The 16,701-nt window shown below is 37.4% G+C and carries 14 protein-coding genes; 5 read left to right on the forward strand and 9 right to left on the reverse strand.

The features are described from left to right. Positions 1–83: 83 nt before the first annotated feature. Complete coding sequence (locus OZY43_RS07010; protein WP_277164405.1) at positions 84–1,595, forward strand: O-antigen ligase family protein; 1,512 nt, start codon at positions 84–86, stop codon at positions 1,593–1,595. 52 nt (positions 1,596–1,647) lie between these two features. Here the strand turns inward: OZY43_RS07010 and OZY43_RS07015 are convergent, their stop codons facing one another. The 3 genes from OZY43_RS07015 to OZY43_RS07025 form a co-directional block, all read right to left on the reverse strand. After that, complete coding sequence (locus tag OZY43_RS07015) at positions 1,648–2,268, reverse strand: LVIS_2131 family protein (RefSeq protein WP_277164407.1); 621 nt, start codon at positions 2,266–2,268, stop codon at positions 1,648–1,650. Positions 2,269–2,359: 91 nt separating this feature from the next. Next, the gene (locus tag OZY43_RS07020; protein ID WP_277164409.1) at positions 2,360–2,695 is read right to left on the reverse strand and encodes a hypothetical protein; all 336 of its coding nucleotides are present in this window, start codon (positions 2,693–2,695) and stop codon (positions 2,360–2,362) included. Positions 2,696–2,701: 6 nt separating this feature from the next. After that, the gene (locus OZY43_RS07025; protein ID WP_277164411.1) at positions 2,702–3,262 is read right to left on the reverse strand and encodes a hypothetical protein; all 561 of its coding nucleotides are present in this window, start codon (positions 3,260–3,262) and stop codon (positions 2,702–2,704) included. A 357-nt stretch (positions 3,263–3,619) separates the two neighbouring features. Here OZY43_RS07025 and OZY43_RS07030 point away from each other — a divergent pair, with 357 nt between their 5' ends. After that, positions 3,620–5,197, forward strand: coding sequence for a multicopper oxidase domain-containing protein (locus OZY43_RS07030; protein ID WP_277164413.1), 1,578 nt, complete (start codon positions 3,620–3,622; stop codon positions 5,195–5,197). A 90-nt stretch (positions 5,198–5,287) separates the two neighbouring features. Next, positions 5,288–5,998 (forward strand): C39 family peptidase, encoded by a 711-nt coding sequence (locus OZY43_RS07035; RefSeq protein WP_277164415.1) that lies wholly within the window; start codon positions 5,288–5,290, stop codon positions 5,996–5,998. Positions 5,999–6,261: 263 nt separating this feature from the next. Here the strand turns inward: OZY43_RS07035 and lepA are convergent, their stop codons facing one another. From lepA to OZY43_RS07055, 4 genes are all read right to left on the reverse strand, one after another. Next, positions 6,262–8,049 carry a translation elongation factor 4 gene (gene lepA / locus OZY43_RS07040; RefSeq protein ID WP_277164417.1) on the reverse strand — a complete coding sequence of 596 codons (1,788 nt, stop codon included), beginning with the start codon at positions 8,047–8,049 and terminating at the stop codon, positions 6,262–6,264. Further along, on the reverse strand, positions 8,027–8,707 hold the full coding sequence (locus OZY43_RS07045) for a TetR/AcrR family transcriptional regulator (RefSeq protein ID WP_277164419.1): 681 nt from the start codon (positions 8,705–8,707) through the stop codon (positions 8,027–8,029). The genes lepA and OZY43_RS07045 overlap by 23 nt, the downstream gene beginning before the upstream one ends. A gap of 90 nt (positions 8,708–8,797) precedes the next feature. Further along, positions 8,798–10,342, reverse strand: a complete 1,545-nt coding sequence (abc-f, locus tag OZY43_RS07050) for a ribosomal protection-like ABC-F family protein (protein WP_277164422.1) — start codon at positions 10,340–10,342, stop codon at positions 8,798–8,800. A 231-nt stretch (positions 10,343–10,573) separates the two neighbouring features. Continuing rightward, entirely contained in the window at positions 10,574–10,741 is a 168-nt protein-coding gene (locus OZY43_RS07055; protein WP_277164424.1) for a hypothetical protein, read from the reverse strand. 665 nt (positions 10,742–11,406) lie between these two features. On the opposite strand from OZY43_RS07055, the gene OZY43_RS07060 reads away from it, so the two are divergent. Next, complete coding sequence (locus OZY43_RS07060; protein WP_277164426.1) at positions 11,407–12,798, forward strand: APC family permease; 1,392 nt, start codon at positions 11,407–11,409, stop codon at positions 12,796–12,798. 29 nt (positions 12,799–12,827) lie between these two features. Further along, positions 12,828–14,258 (forward strand): aryl-sulfate sulfotransferase, encoded by a 1,431-nt coding sequence (locus OZY43_RS07065; protein ID WP_277164428.1) that lies wholly within the window; start codon positions 12,828–12,830, stop codon positions 14,256–14,258. A gap of 79 nt (positions 14,259–14,337) precedes the next feature. Here the strand turns inward: OZY43_RS07065 and dapF are convergent, their stop codons facing one another. Both dapF and OZY43_RS07075 read right to left on the reverse strand, forming a co-directional pair. Then, the gene (dapF, locus tag OZY43_RS07070) at positions 14,338–15,318 is read right to left on the reverse strand and encodes a diaminopimelate epimerase (RefSeq protein WP_277164430.1); all 981 of its coding nucleotides are present in this window, start codon (positions 15,316–15,318) and stop codon (positions 14,338–14,340) included. 5 nt (positions 15,319–15,323) lie between these two features. Continuing rightward, complete coding sequence (locus OZY43_RS07075; RefSeq protein WP_277164432.1) at positions 15,324–16,685, reverse strand: aspartate kinase; 1,362 nt, start codon at positions 16,683–16,685, stop codon at positions 15,324–15,326. Positions 16,686–16,701: the final 16 nt, after the last annotated feature.

Genomic DNA, 16,701 nt, shown 5'->3' on the forward strand with positions numbered 1-16,701 from the left:
AGATTAATCTACCGCTCTTTTTTTTTGCACCTTTTTTGCCTAAAATTAGACTAACAAAATAATTATTTTAACGGAGAAAGAAATTGAAAGCTAAAGCAAGAACCATTTTATTCTGGTTCATTCTCATCCAACCATTTTTAGACTTATATTGGTTTTACCACGGCACACTTGCCAATATTTTCCCTTTTACTTTACCGACAGTTATTCGTATCTTGGCTATTGGCGCTTTGTTAGGTCTTTATTTCAGTCAAAAAAAATCATGGCAAAAATTACAGCAGCGTAAATGGTTAATCTTTTATTTACTCCTACTCATTATTTACTCTGCTTTGCACCTTATCCACGTTCGAAATTTTACCAGTGTCAATCCTACTGGTTACAGCTATTCTACTACCAGTGAGATCTTCTATTTAATTAGAATGGCTTTGCCTCTAGCAGTTTTATTTCTAACTAATGAAATTACATTAGGACAAAAGCAGCTGCGCCAAGTTATTGAAGGAGTTTCTGCACTTTTTTCTGGAACAATTGTCCTCTCTAATTTATTTGTCGTTTCACTTAAATCTTATGAAACCGGAACGATTAGTGCCAATATTTTCATGTGGTTCAATAATGCCAATATCGGTTATTCACACATGGCTTCCAAAGGTTTCTTTAACTTTACTAACATGATTTCTGCAGTCTTGTTTATGTTACTGCCATTAATGCTCTATTATTTATTCACCCAATTTAGTTGGCAGACAGGTATGCTAAATGTTATCCAAGCTTTAGCCATGATTGAAATTGGCACCAAAGTTGCCGCGATTGGTCTAATTGGTGGGATTATTATTGGCATCTTGCTCTTTGCAATGCACAAATACTTTATTAAAGATGTTAAAAAAGGTGGCCCAGCTCTTCTTACTGCCATCTTAATTGAGTTTGGTGCTCTAATCATTCTACCTTTTGGCCCAGCTGTGCAACGCTATCATTATGAAATTTACCTTGCCCAGCAATCCGATCACGATTTAACTACTGAAAAGCGGCAACTGGCATCTGGCCTTAAAAAATATCCTCACGGCAAGCAGCGCGCTGATTTTTTACGTGATTTTATCAAAAACAATTATCAAGCTTATGCCCTCAATCCTAAATTTGTCTTCAAAAGCTATCCTTACCAATATGATCCGGAATTTTGGTTGCAAATCATGCATGAACCCGGACAAACGCGAATGCAAAACCGGCACATCGAGCAAGCAATGCTTAAGCGAGTTGTTCAAGCTAATCATAATCATTTAGATAAGTTTTTTGGCATTTCGTATACTCGTGAAAATAACATCTTTAACCTCGAACGTGATTTTGCTGCCCAAATTTACGCTCTAGGCTGGCTGGGAATGCTGCTCTTTGTTGGACCCTATCTAGCTATTCTAATTTATGCTGGCTACCAATGGCTCAAATACAAGGCTGCACGTACCTATTTGATTAGCTCGTTAATGTTATCCAGCATATTTGTTTTACTTGCTGCCTTTTCATCGGGCAATGTCCTCGATTTTTTAACTGCTAGTTTGATTCTAGCCTTTATTGAGGGTAACTTGTTAAGTCAAATTCACACACAAACACATTACTAAAACCATACAAAAAGGCAGTAGCTTCTTTTAGAAACTGCTGCCCTTTTAAGTACTATTTTTGTCTAATAAATGACGCATCTGGAATTCGAATTAAATAATAGTTGACGGCTGTGTGACCAGCATGCATCCCAATTCCGTTCTGCCAAATTTTTTTATATGTTGCCGTATAAATTGCCACATAGGCCCGTTGATACTTTTTATCCATCTTCTGCAGCTCGTGAACATTATACGGAATTCGTTCTGCATTCAAATCCAATGGATTGCGACCATAAGTAACCGTTGCAAAACCACTGGAAACCTGAACTTTTTTACCTGCACGATAATAAGTATACGTCTGCGTACCTATCTTTTTCTTCTTTGAATTAATAGTAACGTAGCTTGAATTGCCAGTGCCCGTATTCATAACTAATGGTTGATAAACAACACTTGATGAAATTTTGCTTGTATCTTCTAAATCTGGATTATCCAGCATTGTCTTATCAAAGAGCCAAACAATACTAACCAATAGCAAGATAACTTCCACAATATCCACTAAAAAATTAGGCCAGCTAAATCGCTGATGTTTTTTAATAATCATCGTAATTCGCCGCTTACGAATATTTTGAATTACAAAGACAAAGTAAAGAATAATGATGACCCATAATAAGACACCAAGTAAATTCCAGCTAAACATAAAAGCCCTCCTGTAATTGATTCCATTATATTGTAAAAAATTACTTTTGAATAGTTTTCCAGTAAAAAAAGACTGACTAGTGCCAATCTTTTTAAGTAGCAGAATAACGATTTTCCTTCAAATTATGCTCAAGCAAATGAGTAAATTCATCTTTTTGCAGTGTGGACGATAAATACAGTACCATGACCTGTTGATCACTGATGATAACAAACGCAACTCTAACCGACCCCATTTTTTTCAAATTGACACGACATTCGTAAACACAATGGCCGCTAATTCTCTCACTTGCAGCTCGCTTAACTTTAGCCATCCCTGTCTTTATCTGGGTTGTCAAAGCTTTCGCAATCAAGGACTTAATTAGCTGAACTTCATTTTTATGTTTTTTTAAAAATTGTTTACACCCTGAACGTTCATATTCAATTTGCATTTTTAGTTACTTCTTTTTGGTATTACCAGCTTTAGTTGCTTTTTTCTTAGTTACCTTTTTAGCTGCCGGCTTCTTAGCTGCTTTTTTAACTGGCGCTGGTGCTGGCTTTTCATATTCCCTAACTTGCTTGATTTTTGCAGCTAGCTCTGCCAGCAACTTAGTGACTACTGCAGCTTCATCTTGTACTATTTCCCCTTCAGTGGCTAGCTGATCAATACGAAAACCAGAGGCATTTAGATAATTTGAAATTGTTTCAAAATAAATATATACAGGATAATCCTTGTCATTATCAAAGAAATTAGCCACTTTTTTGTAGTTACTATACGGCAAATTAATAATATTAGTTTCCAAGGCAAAGGTAACCGGTCGCTGGCCCGTTATTTCTAAAGCAATATGACTTAGAGAATGATGTTTGATTGCCGCGGCAGTTTCCTTAACCATCTTCGATGCTGCTTCTTTTAGTTTAGCTTTTGACTTGCTAATTTCAGCATACTTAACGGTTATCAAATCTTGTAAATAATCTTCTTGTTCAATTTTTTTAGTTAAATCTTGTAAGTTAATTTTCAAACCAAAAATTCCTTTTTCATTCAATTTTATTAAGAACCAGTTTACCAGTTTCCTATAAGATACTCAAAAATAAATCTAAAAACAATTTTTTTATTTTATTTTTTAAAAAACATTTATTTTAAAAAAACAAAAGTTATATTTAAAAATACTAATCATTTTTGCTTAATCACGCATCATTAGGTCGATTTAAAATTCGAATTAAATAACATTTATTCCTGTATTTAAATAAAAACGGCAAGTTTTATAATCCCGGGTCAAAATTATGAGTTTACCCACTTTACAAGCGTTTTCAACAAGTATAAATTTAAGTAGTAACAAATTTTTTATTAAAAATTTTAAACTGAAAGGTAGACGAATATGTCAGATAAAGTTTACACAGATTATTTCTATAATTCAGATGACTTTGACAAGAATCATGGTATGGGTTACAAGAAACTCACAATCCCTGATAATGTTGAAGCCCAACCATTAATTGTTCCACCAGTTTTGGAACCAGATAAGGTCGAAAACAACGATGTTTGGTACACAATTGAATCACAGGAAGGTGAATTCCAATATTTACCAGGCAAGAAGACTCATACCTGGGGCTACAACTTCCCAGTACTTGGTAAGACCATAGTCTTTACCAAGGGTCAACACGTTCACGTTACTTTGAAGAACAGCCTGCCAGAATTGACTACTTATCACTGGCATGGTTTGGAAGTTTCAGGACCTGGTAACGATGGTGCATGTCACTCACCAGTTTACCCAGGCGAAGAAAAGCACATTGACTTCATCGTTAACCAACCAGCAGCTCTTACTTGGCTTCATGCTCACCCATGTCCATCAACTGCTGCTCAAGTTTGGATGGGACTTGCCATGGGTGTTGTAGTTACTGATGCTAATGAAGCTAAGTTACCAATTCCTAAGACTTATGGTAAAGATGAATTTCCACTTATCTTGCAAGACCGGACATTCCATGAAGATAACCAATTCGATTACAAGGCTGACTACAACGCAATGGGTGTTTACGGCGATAACCCTGTAATCAATGGTGTCATCAAACCTTACGTTGATGTTACTACCCAAAAAGTACGTTTGATCTTCTTAGGTGGTTCTAACCGTCGTGAATGGAGATTACACTTTGAAAATGATTTGGTAATGACTCAAATCGCTGGTGATGATTCATTCTTGGAACATCCAGTTAAGTTAACTAAAGTCTTAATCGGGCCTGGTGAACGGCAACAAGTAGTTGTTGACTTCGGCGACTACAAGGAAGGTGACGTTGTTAACCTTTACACTGATGACTTTAAGTTGGTTGAATTTAGAATTCATAAGTATGAAAAAGATGACAGTGTCATCCCTGATACTTTATTCAAGCCATATGATCCAGTTGTTAATCCAAATGCACCAATTCCTAAGGTTACGATGGATAACCATAACGAGATCAATGGTAAGCAATTCGAAATGCAAAGAATTGACATGAAGCAACCTTTGATGAGCGCAGAATACTGGGATGTAACCAATACCAATGATAAGACCAATGGTATGCTTCACCCATTCCACGTTCACGGTGCTCACTTCTTAGTTGTATCACGTGACGGTCATGATCCATATCCAAACGAACGTGGCGTTTACAAGGATACTGTTGAAGTTGCTCCTCAGGAAACTGTACGGATTAAGGTTTACTTCCAAAACACTGGTGTCTTCATGTACCACTGCCACATCATTGAACACGAAGATGCTGGTATGATGGCACAAATTCAAATTGTTGATCCTAAGGATCCAGACAAGAAATATCATTTGATGGACATGGAAACTTTAACTAAAGCATTTGCTGAAGAAAAAGGTGTTCCAATGGACGAAGTTTATTGCCCAGGTATGGACGTTGAAGGTATGGCTGTTAAGGGCGAAGATCACACGATGGACGTCTTCTCTGGTGCAAGTCGTCACTAATCCTCATTATTGATAATTAATTTGCTTTAAAAGCGCTCGTAATGAGCGCTTTTTTAGTTATAAAAGTTTTTTTGTGATTAAATAACCCTTATGAATAAGAAAAAAATATTTAGCAATCCTTGGCTATATCTCTTAATTGGCGTTCTAGCAATCGGAATCTTAACTTACAGCTGTAATTCTCAAAAAATAATTGACCAATTTGATTGGCTTACCCTAAAATCTGAGCAAAAATTAAATGTTCCTTTAGAAAACCAATACCCTGAATTGCCTAATGGTTGTGAAGTAACCTCATTAAGTATGCTTCTGCGATATTCTGGTATTAAAGTAACCAAACTTGATTTATCACAAAAAATTGACCATGTTGCTTCTTTTACTGACAATGGTCAAGATCGTGGTAATCCACACGTTGGCTTTGTCGGCTACATGAGTTTAGCCAATGCTGGCTGGTGCGTTTATAATGAGCCCCTCGAACGAGTGGCTAAAAAGTATACTAATCGAATTCAAAATTTTACCGGACACGATTTTATCCAAGTTATGAAGCTAGTTTCAACCGGTCATCCGGTTATGATTATTACCACAACCACTTTTAACCGGGTACATGACATGCAAACTTGGCAAACAGCGCAAGGCAAAGTTCACGTGACCCCTTCATCCCATGCCTGCGTTATCACTGGCTTTAACAAAAAAGAGCGGATTATATATGTTAATGATCCCTTCGGTTACAAAAATGAAAAAATTCCTTGGCGGCATCTGGAACGTAGTTATAATCAACAAGGTAAACAGGCATTATACCTAAAATAACAAAAAAAGAGCAAGTTCATTTAAGAACTTGCTCTTTTAAGTCGAGGCTGCTTTTCATAAAAACAGTTAGTTACTTCTGTTCACATCAGGTAGACTAAACGCCAACACTTCCCGTGTCTGCTAGTTAAGGCGGGTGTCCTCATAACAAAATTACGCATCTCGCGTTTTTTGTCGGCTCGTAATTTTCATTATACAGGTTTAGAAAATTAAGTACAACTTAGAAATATCTAGTTAAACTTCAACAAGCAGCCCTTAATCATTAATTACAATTCTAAAATGACATTGAATACCTCTTGCGGCAACTTGATTTCTCCTTGTGCCGCACGTCTTTTATTCAAACTTTGCCGCCTTAGCAAAGCAGCTTTTTTAGAAACACTATGCTGTTTGCCGTCAACAGCTGCATTCTTTCGTAATGGTGGTACGTCAACTCGAGCAATGGCTTTCCCCTCAACCACTGCCTGCACAGGAGTAGGATATAAATGCCGCGGCACTGTATATTTAAGTTTTTTTACCAATTTTTGTGTCATTTGCGGGGCGTCAACTCGATGAACTACAAATGACAACGAATCAACCGACGCATAATTAATGTCTACTTCAATTTTAACCAAATCAGCGTCTTCATAATCCAAAAACTCTGTATTCAATGTCGCATAACCATGGGAAACCGATTTTAATTCAGAAAAGAAATGATATGCCACTTCTGATAACGGCATTTTTGCAGTTACCACAAGCTGAGCATCATTATTATCCAAATCTAATAAAGTACCCTTATGTTGCTCAATTAATTTTAAAACAGCGTTTAAAGTATCATTGGGTGTCATAATTTCGGCTTTAATAAACGGTTCTACTACATGGTCAATCAGCCCAAAAGCAGGATATTGTGCAGGATTATTAATCTTCATTTTTTGACCATTTTTAAGGTAAACAAAATACGTCACATTCGGCGCGGTTGTCAATACCGCAATACCGTATTCATCCTGCAGCCGCTCGCGAATAATTTCTAAATGAAAAGTGCCTAAAAAGCCACAACGAAAACCTTGTCCCAAAGCTTCTGACTTCTCTTCTGCAAACGAAAACGAAGTATCATTTAAACTTAACTTATTAATTGCCCGCTTTAACGTAAGAAAATCATTATTCTTAGGATAAATTCCCGCAAACACCATTTGTTTGGCCGGTTGATAACCTGATAATGGCTCTTTAGTTGGCGCATCTTTAGTTGTAACCGTATCACCAACCCGAATTTCCTTAGGATCCTTGATACCCGTCACTAGATAGCCAACCTCACCTGCTTGTAGTTCCTTTTGGCTATGCATCTTAGGTGTTAATACACCAATTTCTTTGGGACGAACCGTTAAATTAGCTTGCATAAATTGCAAGGTAGTAGTCGCCGTTAACTTGCCTGCAAATAAGCGCACCGCAACAATTACACCTTGATAAGGATCATAAACCGAATCAAAGACCAGTGCTTTGAGCGGCTGTGCATTATTACCAGTAGGAGCTGGAATCCTAGTTTTAATTGCTTCAAGTAATTCAGGGACACCCTGCCCACTTTTAGCGGAAATCAATAACGTTTGCTCCGGCTTAAAAGACTGATCAAGTTCTAGCAACTGCTGCTGAGTACGTTCAACATCAGCTGAAGCAATATCTACTTTATTAATTACTGGAATTAATGCTAAATTATTTTTCTTGGCAATACGATAATTAGCAATCGTTTGTGCTTGAACGCCTTGTGTGGCATCAACTAAAAGCAGCGCACCTTCAGCAGCGGCTAGACTTTTAGCAACCTCATAATTAAAATCAACGTGTCCGGGAGTATCAATTAAATTATATTCGTACTCACTGCCATCTTGAGCTTGATAAAAGTTACGGACTGTCCGCGCTTTAACCGTAACTCCATGTTCCTGCTCCACTGCCATATCATCCAACATTTGCGCACTTTGCTGACGCTTACTGACTGTCTGCGTTAATGCCATAATCTGATCCGCTAACGTTGACTTACCATGATCAATATGGGCAATAATTGCAAAATTACGAATTTGTGCTTGCTTCATGATGCTCCTTCTCCTCAAAAAAACCGTTTAAGTAATAACGGATTTGCTGTTCAGCCTCTCTTGTCAAATCAATCGTAAAATCGGGATAAGTTAAGGCTACTTGCTGGTGGTTAAAACTTGTAAGTGCAGACATATTCATCAAACCACTGATTATCCCGCTTTGAATAATAAATAAGTGACTAAACTGCCCCTGAGTCAACAAATGCTGGCTTTTTTCTTCTAGTAACTTTCCTAATTCAGAACTAATTACATACAATTGATCACGCCACTTAATTGTTTCAACCATATTAGCTTTGCCCTCTAGAATTGGGCCGCGAATAGCATTTAGCCGAACTAATTCAGCATGATCAGTAATTAGTTCATGCGTCCACCCAATCATTAAATTAGTAAAATCTTGTCGCGTAATAATTGGCTCTTGGTTAATATTTGTCATGATCTTATTAAAAAAAGAACAATATTTTTCAAGCAAAATACTCATAAATAAGTCTTCTTTGGACGTAAAATAATTAAAAATCGTTCCTTTAGCGACTCCAGCAGCAGCAGCAATTTGCTTCATCGTAATTTGCATATAGCTTTGTTTAGCAAACAGCTGCATTGCAACTTGCATAATTAACTGCCGCTTTTCTTGTTTTTGTTGTGTTGTGTGAATATTTGTCATAATTACCTCTAATAGATAATATTATTACTCAAAAATGACCATAGGTCAATTTTAAACTAATAAAAAAGATCAGTCTTCCTGATCTAACTTTTATTGATTCATTGTTTCAATATCGATTGTCTTATCAACCCAATCACCTTGAAAGAAATCTCGCTCATGACTAACAATAATCACGCCACCGGGAAAGTTAATAATTGCCTTCCGCAAAGCATCCTTAGTATCACGATCTAAGTGGTTAGTCGGTTCATCCAAAAATAATAAATTGGCTGGCTCAAACTGCATCTTCGCCAGCTTAACTTTTTCTTGCTCGCCACCAGATAGTTTCTTCAGCGGACTCATCGCCTGCTGCGCCGTGACACCTAATCGGGCTAACGCACCACGTAATTCTTTTGGCTTCTGGCGCTCAAATTCTTCCTGCAAAAATTGTAGTGGTGTCATATTGTTATTGGGCCAAGTTAAATCCTGCTTAAAATAAGCAAGCTTAGCCGTTGTCGATAACTCAAAATTACCAAAAATCGGCTTGAGCTGACTTAGTAAAGTTTTAAGTAAAGTCGACTTACCAATACCATTAAAACCAGTAATCGCTACTTTTTCATTGCCACCAACCGAGAAATTAAAGGCTTCCTTGACTAAGGCATGGTCATACCCAATTACCAAATCTTGGGTCTGCAACAGTAAGTTAGAAGCCGTCGCAACATACGGAAATTCAAACCGCGCCCGTCGATTAGCTTTAGGTGGATTAAGTACCTCCATGTGTGCCAACTGCTTTTCCCGTGATTTAGCACTCTTAGACCGTGTTCCTGCCTTATTTTTACGAATATATGCTTCAGTTTTGGCAATTTTACGCTGTTGATTAGCATAAGCCTTAAGGTAGGTTTCACGATTAGCTGCCTTTTGCCGCATTGCCTGCTTTAACGTTCCTGTATAGCGCGTGATTGTACCGACATCAACATCAATAATACAATTGGTAATCCGACCTAAAAAATCATAATCGTGACTGACAACAATAAATGCTCCTGTAAATGCATTTAAGTAATCAACTAGCCAATCAATGTGAGATACATCAAGATAATTAGTAGGCTCATCAAGCAGCAAAACATCTGGATTTTGCAGCAACAATTTAGCTAAAATAATTTTTGACCGCTGACCACCTGAAAGCTGGGCAACATCATGATCATAACCTAATTCTGCTAAACCCAAACCAGACGCAACCCGTTCAATTTCAGTATCAATACCATAAAAATTATTCTCTTCTAAGTAAGTTTGAACTTTACCAGCCTTTTCTAATAGCTCATCAGCTCCACTTTCAGCATATTGGGCGTAAAGCTTATTTAATTCTTGCTCTTTTTGATAGAGCGATGCAAATGCTGTCCGCAAAAAGCCACGAATCGTTTCACCAGGCGTCAATTTGGCATACTGATCAAGATAACCAACATCAACTTTATTCTGCCACTTAACTTGACCTTCATCCGGCAGCATTTCTCCCGTTAAGATTTTAATCAGCGTTGACTTACCAACCCCATTTTGTCCCGTGACTCCCATATGATCTTCTTTATTAAGGACAAAATTTGCATCTTCATATAAAGTCTTATCAACAAAACTCTGTCCCAGATTTTTAACCGTTAATAAACTCATTGTCCATCCCTTTCACGCAAAACAACTTGTTCTAGTATATAATAAAGTTTATTTTTTAGCTCAAGTAAAAAATTGTCAGCAAAGCAAAAAGAACTCAAAATGAGTCCCTTCTTGTAAAAACAATTAGAATTTTAATGACTAGTGCTTAATTTATTTTGTCTGTGGTTATGAATTAAAAACAGTTGCTACTCGTGAAAACAATAAATAGATCAAAAAATAATTTTAGTTTTATTACAGATTTTCCCGTTCCTGTTTTTCATAATCACGAAAAGCTGCCATCTGATCTTGATCCAATCTCTTAATCGGTCCCTGATTATCGCACAAGTTAATTTGAATATCATCCTGTTCAATTAAATAAATTAGACTTATTAATTCAGGAAGAATAACATCTTGGGTCATTTTCGCTACCTCCAACTATAAATATATTTTCATTTATCGCCATTATTTTACACATTATAGAAAGCGATAACAACGATTACTACTTCGAAATATAGAATGCATCATCACGAATATTCATCGATCTATTTTTATTATATTCAAATTTTATATTGCATAGTTTAATGTGTAAATAATTTTATCAATATCAGTTAACTTTTGAAAAAAAGTTTTAAAAATTCGCTATTATTTAGTTTTGATTGCATCATTGACCTTGATAAAAAGATAGGCTTCTTTTTAAAATAATGCACCAGTAATAAGTTAAATTGTAGTTATTGTTCATTTTAATTTAATGATTTTGCAATTTTACATTGAACAGCTAAATAAATTGTGCTTTAATTGATATATCATTAAGAGAAAGGACTAATCACTATGCAACACTTACTACCAACAATTAAGCGATATTATGCAGGCGTTTTTTATACCTATTATGGTAAATAACGTCCGTTAATCATAGATACGGACCAAGATGAACCGTATCTAGCTCGCCTAATTGCAACCTGCTAGATTAATACCTAGCAAGTGTGCATTAACATTGTGATGTTCTATATAACAAGTTCCAAAATGGACATGTTAGGTTTTTAATCTAGCATGCCCATTTTTTAATAATTAAATTGAGAGGAAGAAAAATGAAAAATAAAAATTTAGGAGATAAATTGGACTTTTGGTCTATTGTCTTTTTAGCAATCAACACAACGATTGGCTCGGGTATCTTTTTAACCCCTGCTAGTGTTGTCAATCAAGCCGGCAGTATGTCATTATGGGTTTATCTAATTGCAGCTATTTGTGCAGCAGCTTTTGGCATTTCATCAGCATCAGCGGCCAAGTATGTCGTTAAATCTGGGGCTTCTTATGCTTACTCTAAAGCTGCCTTTGGTGACAAGTTAGGCTTTTACATGGGGATTTTACGGTACTTTGCGGCTAGCGTTACTTGGTCGGTTATGGCTACAGGAGTTGTCAAATCCACGATTTCTATTTTCGGTGGCAATCCCAATAACACCACTTCCTTAACAATTGGCCTTTTACTGCTGGTTGTCCTCATCACCATCATCAACCTTTTTGGTCAAAAAGTCGTCAAATACGTTATGAACTTGGCCACCATTGGCAAACTTGCAGCTCTTATTTTAATTATTGTAGCTGCAATTATCCTCATGATTACCACGGGAGCAACTCATCATCTAGCAGAGGTTGACCAAATTCGCCAAAACGGTCATAAAATCGTGCCAGCATTAACTACTAGCGGTTTAGCAATGGCAGTTGTTTCTGCCTTTTACTCTTTTATGGGCTTTGAATCAGTTGCTTCAGGAGCTGAAGACATGGAGCAACCAGAAAAGAATTTACCGCGGGCAATCCCGCTATCAATTTTTATCATTGCTTTTATCTATATGGGCATTATTGCAGTTGCATTAAAGCTTGATCCGAAGGCCTTAATGACTACTAAGCAAGTTGTTGCAATCAGTGCAATTTTTAAAAATGATATCCTCCGTGACCTTATTCTTGTTGGTGCTCTCATTTCAATGCTTGGGGTTAACATCGCTGAAAGTTTTAGTATTCCGCGGGTTTTAGAGGCGATGGCCAAAGAAGGCCAATTATCTAAGAAGCTGACTAAAAGAACAGCTCGAAACTTTCCAATTAGAAGTTTTTTTATTTCAATTATTTTGGTAATTTTAATTCCGATGGCTTTTCAATTTAACATGACCAACCTAATTACGTTAACTGCAATGGTCAGTTTCGTTGAATTTGTTGTTGTCCCCCTTGCCGTAATCCGGTTTTACCGGGGTACTAACAAAGAAAAAGTCCTAAACGCTCCTAAGAATGTTTGGACTGATGTTGTTATTCCGATAATTTCAATTATTCTTGTTGGCTTTTTACTAATCGAATACAACTGGAAAGTGCAATTTGGCGTGATTATTAATGGTAAAGTTGTCGGCATTAACTGGTACGCAATTGCGATGATGATAGTTGGCTTTATTGTTTTACCACTATCAATGGCATTACTAAACAAATTTGAAAATAAATAAACAATAATAATTTTAAGGAGAATTTTTAAATGGGTAGAAATATTTTTCCAACAGGAACAGTGACCTATAATCCTGCTAAAACATGGAGTGGCTACACCATGTTTAATGCTGGTGGCGTTGGTGCGATTTTAATTGATATGTCAGGAAAAGTCGTCCACCAATGGCGTGGACTGCAAGGCTTTCCTAATAAAATGATTCCCGGCGGTAAAATTTTTGGTTCACTTAGATGCCGCAAACGCCTAGATGCTTACCAAGATTACGCTGACATTACTGAAGTTGACTGGGATGGTCAGATTGTCTGGAGTTTTAACCACAATCAAGAAGTAATTGATCGCGATTATGGCAAAACTTGGGTTGCCCGCCAACACCATGATTACCAAATCGCAGGTAATCCTGTTGGCTATTTTGCACCCGGACAAACTACCAAAGACGATTTTAACAAAGTGCTGCTACTAACCCATAATAATCTTAAAAAACCGCGAATTTCACCACAGCCTTTACTTGAAGAAGTCTTGCTTGAAGTTGACCGTAGCGGAAAAAAACTCTGGTCATGGCATATTACAGATCATTTTAACGAATTTAATCTGTCTAATCTGCAAAAAAATGCTATTTTTCGTGATCCTAACACCCATGAAGACAGCTTCAATGGTGCTGGTGAAGGTGACCTATTCCACGTTAATTGTGCCAGTTACTTAGGACAAAATCATTGGTACGATGAAGGTGATGAGCGTTTCAAACCTGACAACATTATCATGGATTCCCGCGAAGCTAACATCATGTGGATTATTGATCATCAAACTGGCAAAATTGTTTGGCAAATTGGCCCAGATTATACCACAAGTACTGCTTTACAAAAGTTAGGACCACTAATTGGCATGCATCATACCCACATGATTCCCCAAGGATTACCTGGAGCTGGCAATATTTTAGTCTTTAATAACGGCGGCTGGGCAGGTTACGGTGCCCCAGATCAAACTTCACCAACTGGTATGAAAACAAGTCGGATTGATACTTCACGTGTAATTGAATTTAATCCTGTGACCCTAGAAGTTGTCTGGTCATTTGGCGCAACTGATATTGCAAACAGTCATACACCCTTTCACCGTCACCACTTCTACTCACCGCTTGTTAGCAGCGCCCAACGATTACCTAACGGTAACACGCTAATTGATGAAGGGACTGAAGGACGCTTCTTAGAAGTAACACCAACTAAAGAAATCGTTTGGGAATACGTCTATCCCAATCTTGGTGATGGATTAATCTTCCGTGCTTACCGCATTCCTTACGAATGGGTACCGCAAGTAACCAAAGAAGTACCTAAAGCAGTCATACCACCAGATAATGCTGACTTTCATCTTCCTGGCGCAGCTGATCCTCGTCTACTAGAAGACAGTGCGGTTACCGTTGAACAAGCAGCTGGTTATAACAATAATCCTGCAAAATTTAACGACGAAATTTAAAGCTATCTTAGTAGCAGCCTAATATTCTAGTGAATATTAAGCTGCTACTTTTTATATGCAAATATACCGCAATTTACTATTACTTAGCGGCAATCAACTTTAAATACGCTTCCTGCTCATCTGTCGGCATAACTTTAATCTGTTCCTGTTTAAACCGTGCTTGGTGCAAAAGTTCTTCCGGTACTTGCAGCTTTGCTATTACTGTTGCATTGCCAATCAATTCCAACCAATAATCTGTCTTAGTATGGTGAATTTTAGTTTTAACAAAGCCCCCCGGATTATAAATTGTTAACAACTTATCCACAGTTACTTGTTCAGGAGCTGCCAGATATCCTGCAAGACTAGCAGCCGACATACCTGTTCCACAAGCATTAGTGAAGCCAACACCGCGTTCATAAGTTTCAACAAACAATTTATTCGGCCCCAAAATTTGAGCAAAACTAACATTCACTCCATTAGGAAAATAAGGATTAACCTCATTTAACTTACGCCCCAAATATGCCAAACTTGGATGCGCAGCGTGAATATTAGTAACAAAGCTAATCAAATGCGGATTAGGTACAGCAACGGCAGTGAACTTTAAGTCAGCACTTAACTGTGGTAATTTTTGGTTAATAATTTTGCTTGTCTGTAAATGCTGCCAACCAACAGAAGCTTGCGTAAACGACACTGGCGCAATCTCGACACTAAAGGCAGGAACACCAGCACCTAGAGCAGGATATTGCTTAACGCGCAAGTTAGCAGCAGCTGTTTGTACCCAGAATTCATGCTGGTGATATTTTTCTGCTAGATAACGTGCAACTGTACGTAACCCGTTACCACACATTAATGCTTGCGAACCATCTTTGTTAAAAATACGCATCTGTGCTAATGCTTGTGTATTGTCTGCTGGCTGCACAACCAGCAAGCCATCACTGCCTCCTAGCAAGCCTGTTTGCGGATCCGCAATTTCAACTGCTAAACGTTGTAATTCACTAATTGTAAGTGGTCTTGCTAGTTCTGTTTGATCAAGTAAAAAGAAGCTGTTTTGTGAGCCATGAACTTTTTCTATATTCACCATTATTTTTAATCTCCCGCTATGAAAAAATTATGATAGATTTGTCGAACAGCTGCTGGCGCATCCTTCTTCTTGGTCCCCAACATAATCGAAATTCGTGATGCCCCTTGATTAATCATATGCACCCCAATATTTTGGGCTGCTAACGGAGCAATAATCTTCTCCATCACGCCAATTTTGTTACGCATTCCTTCACCAACAACCATGATAATGGCATAATCATCAATCCACTCTAGACTATCTGGATGCAGCTGCAAGCGAATGTCTTGGCACATTTTTTCTCTGACGCCCTTAGTAAATTGTCGCTTATCAAAAATCACAGTTAAGTCATCAATTCCGGAAGGCATATGTTCATAAGAAATATGATATTTATAAAAAATATGCAATAATTTCAAAGTAAAACCAACTTCGCGGTTTAACAAATAACGATGCAAGTAAAGTGCCGCAAAATGATCAGACGTTGCGACACCAGTAATCACATTATCTGCATGAAAGTTTTTAGCGGGGACAATCATCGTACCCGCTAATTCTGGCTTATTAGTGTTCCTCACATTAATCGGAATCTGACCAGCAATTGCTGGTAAAATTGCTTCGTCATGAAAGACCGAAAAGCCAGCATAAGATAATTCCCGCAACTCCCGATATGTCATTTTAGCAATCGGTCTGGGATTAGACACAATTGCCGGATTAGCAGCATAAATTGCATCAACATCAGTAAAGTTTTCATATACTCGCGCATGAAAACCATTTGCTAATACGGCACCAGTAATATCAGAACCACCACGAGAAAAAGTAGCAATCTGACCCTGTTTAGTTAAGCCATAAAAGCCCGGCACAATCAACCGGCCTTTTGGTAATTGGTAATTAGTTAAATTTTGATAACTGACCGGCAAAATCTGCGCATCTTGAGGTGCAGCAGATACCACTAATCCGAGTTCACCACTGCTAGCAAAGTGAGCATTTATGTTTAGTTTTTGTAAAACCATAGTCAATAACATGGCATTTAATATTTCACCATGTGCTTTAAATGCTGCTAATAAATAACTATTATTTTTATATGTTTTTGTTGGTAATTCTATTAAAATTTGTTTTAGCTGGTTTAATTTAGTATTTGTGACTTCAAAATAAGTACCAATTTGTTGGTACCGTGTCCAAATTTGCTGCTGAATTGACTGAACATCTTGCTGTTGTAATACTCTATTTGCGTATTCAATCAATAAATCTGTGACTTTATCGTCATTTGCAAATCTTTTCCCCGGAGCTGATGTGACTACTACCTGACGCTCTGAGTCTGCCATAATAATCTTAATAATCTTCTCAAAATGCGGACCATCTGCTAATGAGCTGCCGCCAAACTTCACTACTTTCATTTTTGTTAATCCTTTT

The sequence above is a fragment of the Lactobacillus sp. ESL0785 genome, assembly GCF_029395455.1.
Lineage (GTDB): Bacteria > Bacillota > Bacilli > Lactobacillales > Lactobacillaceae > Lactobacillus.

Coding starts and splice junctions, on each gene's coding strand:
- OZY43_RS07015 (WP_277164407.1), bottom strand. CDS start 2,268: ATGTTTAGCTGGAATTTACTTGGTGTCTTATTATGGGTCATCATTATT.
- OZY43_RS07060 (WP_277164426.1), top strand. CDS start 11,407: ATGAAAAATAAAAATTTAGGAGATAAATTGGACTTTTGGTCTATTGTC.
- dapF (WP_277164430.1), bottom strand. CDS start 15,318: ATGGTGAATATAGAAAAAGTTCATGGCTCACAAAACAGCTTCTTTTTA.
- OZY43_RS07075 (WP_277164432.1), bottom strand. CDS start 16,685: ATGAAAGTAGTGAAGTTTGGCGGCAGCTCATTAGCAGATGGTCCGCAT.
- OZY43_RS07020 (WP_277164409.1), bottom strand. CDS start 2,695: ATGCAAATTGAATATGAACGTTCAGGGTGTAAACAATTTTTAAAAAAA.
- OZY43_RS07065 (WP_277164428.1), top strand. CDS start 12,828: ATGGGTAGAAATATTTTTCCAACAGGAACAGTGACCTATAATCCTGCT.
- OZY43_RS07055 (WP_277164424.1), bottom strand. CDS start 10,741: ATGACCCAAGATGTTATTCTTCCTGAATTAATAAGTCTAATTTATTTA.
- lepA (WP_277164417.1), bottom strand. CDS start 8,049: ATGAAGCAAGCACAAATTCGTAATTTTGCAATTATTGCCCATATTGAT.
- abc-f (WP_277164422.1), bottom strand. CDS start 10,342: ATGAGTTTATTAACGGTTAAAAATCTGGGACAGAGTTTTGTTGATAAG.
- OZY43_RS07045 (WP_277164419.1), bottom strand. CDS start 8,707: ATGACAAATATTCACACAACACAACAAAAACAAGAAAAGCGGCAGTTA.
- OZY43_RS07030 (WP_277164413.1), top strand. CDS start 3,620: ATGTCAGATAAAGTTTACACAGATTATTTCTATAATTCAGATGACTTT.
- OZY43_RS07035 (WP_277164415.1), top strand. CDS start 5,288: ATGAATAAGAAAAAAATATTTAGCAATCCTTGGCTATATCTCTTAATT.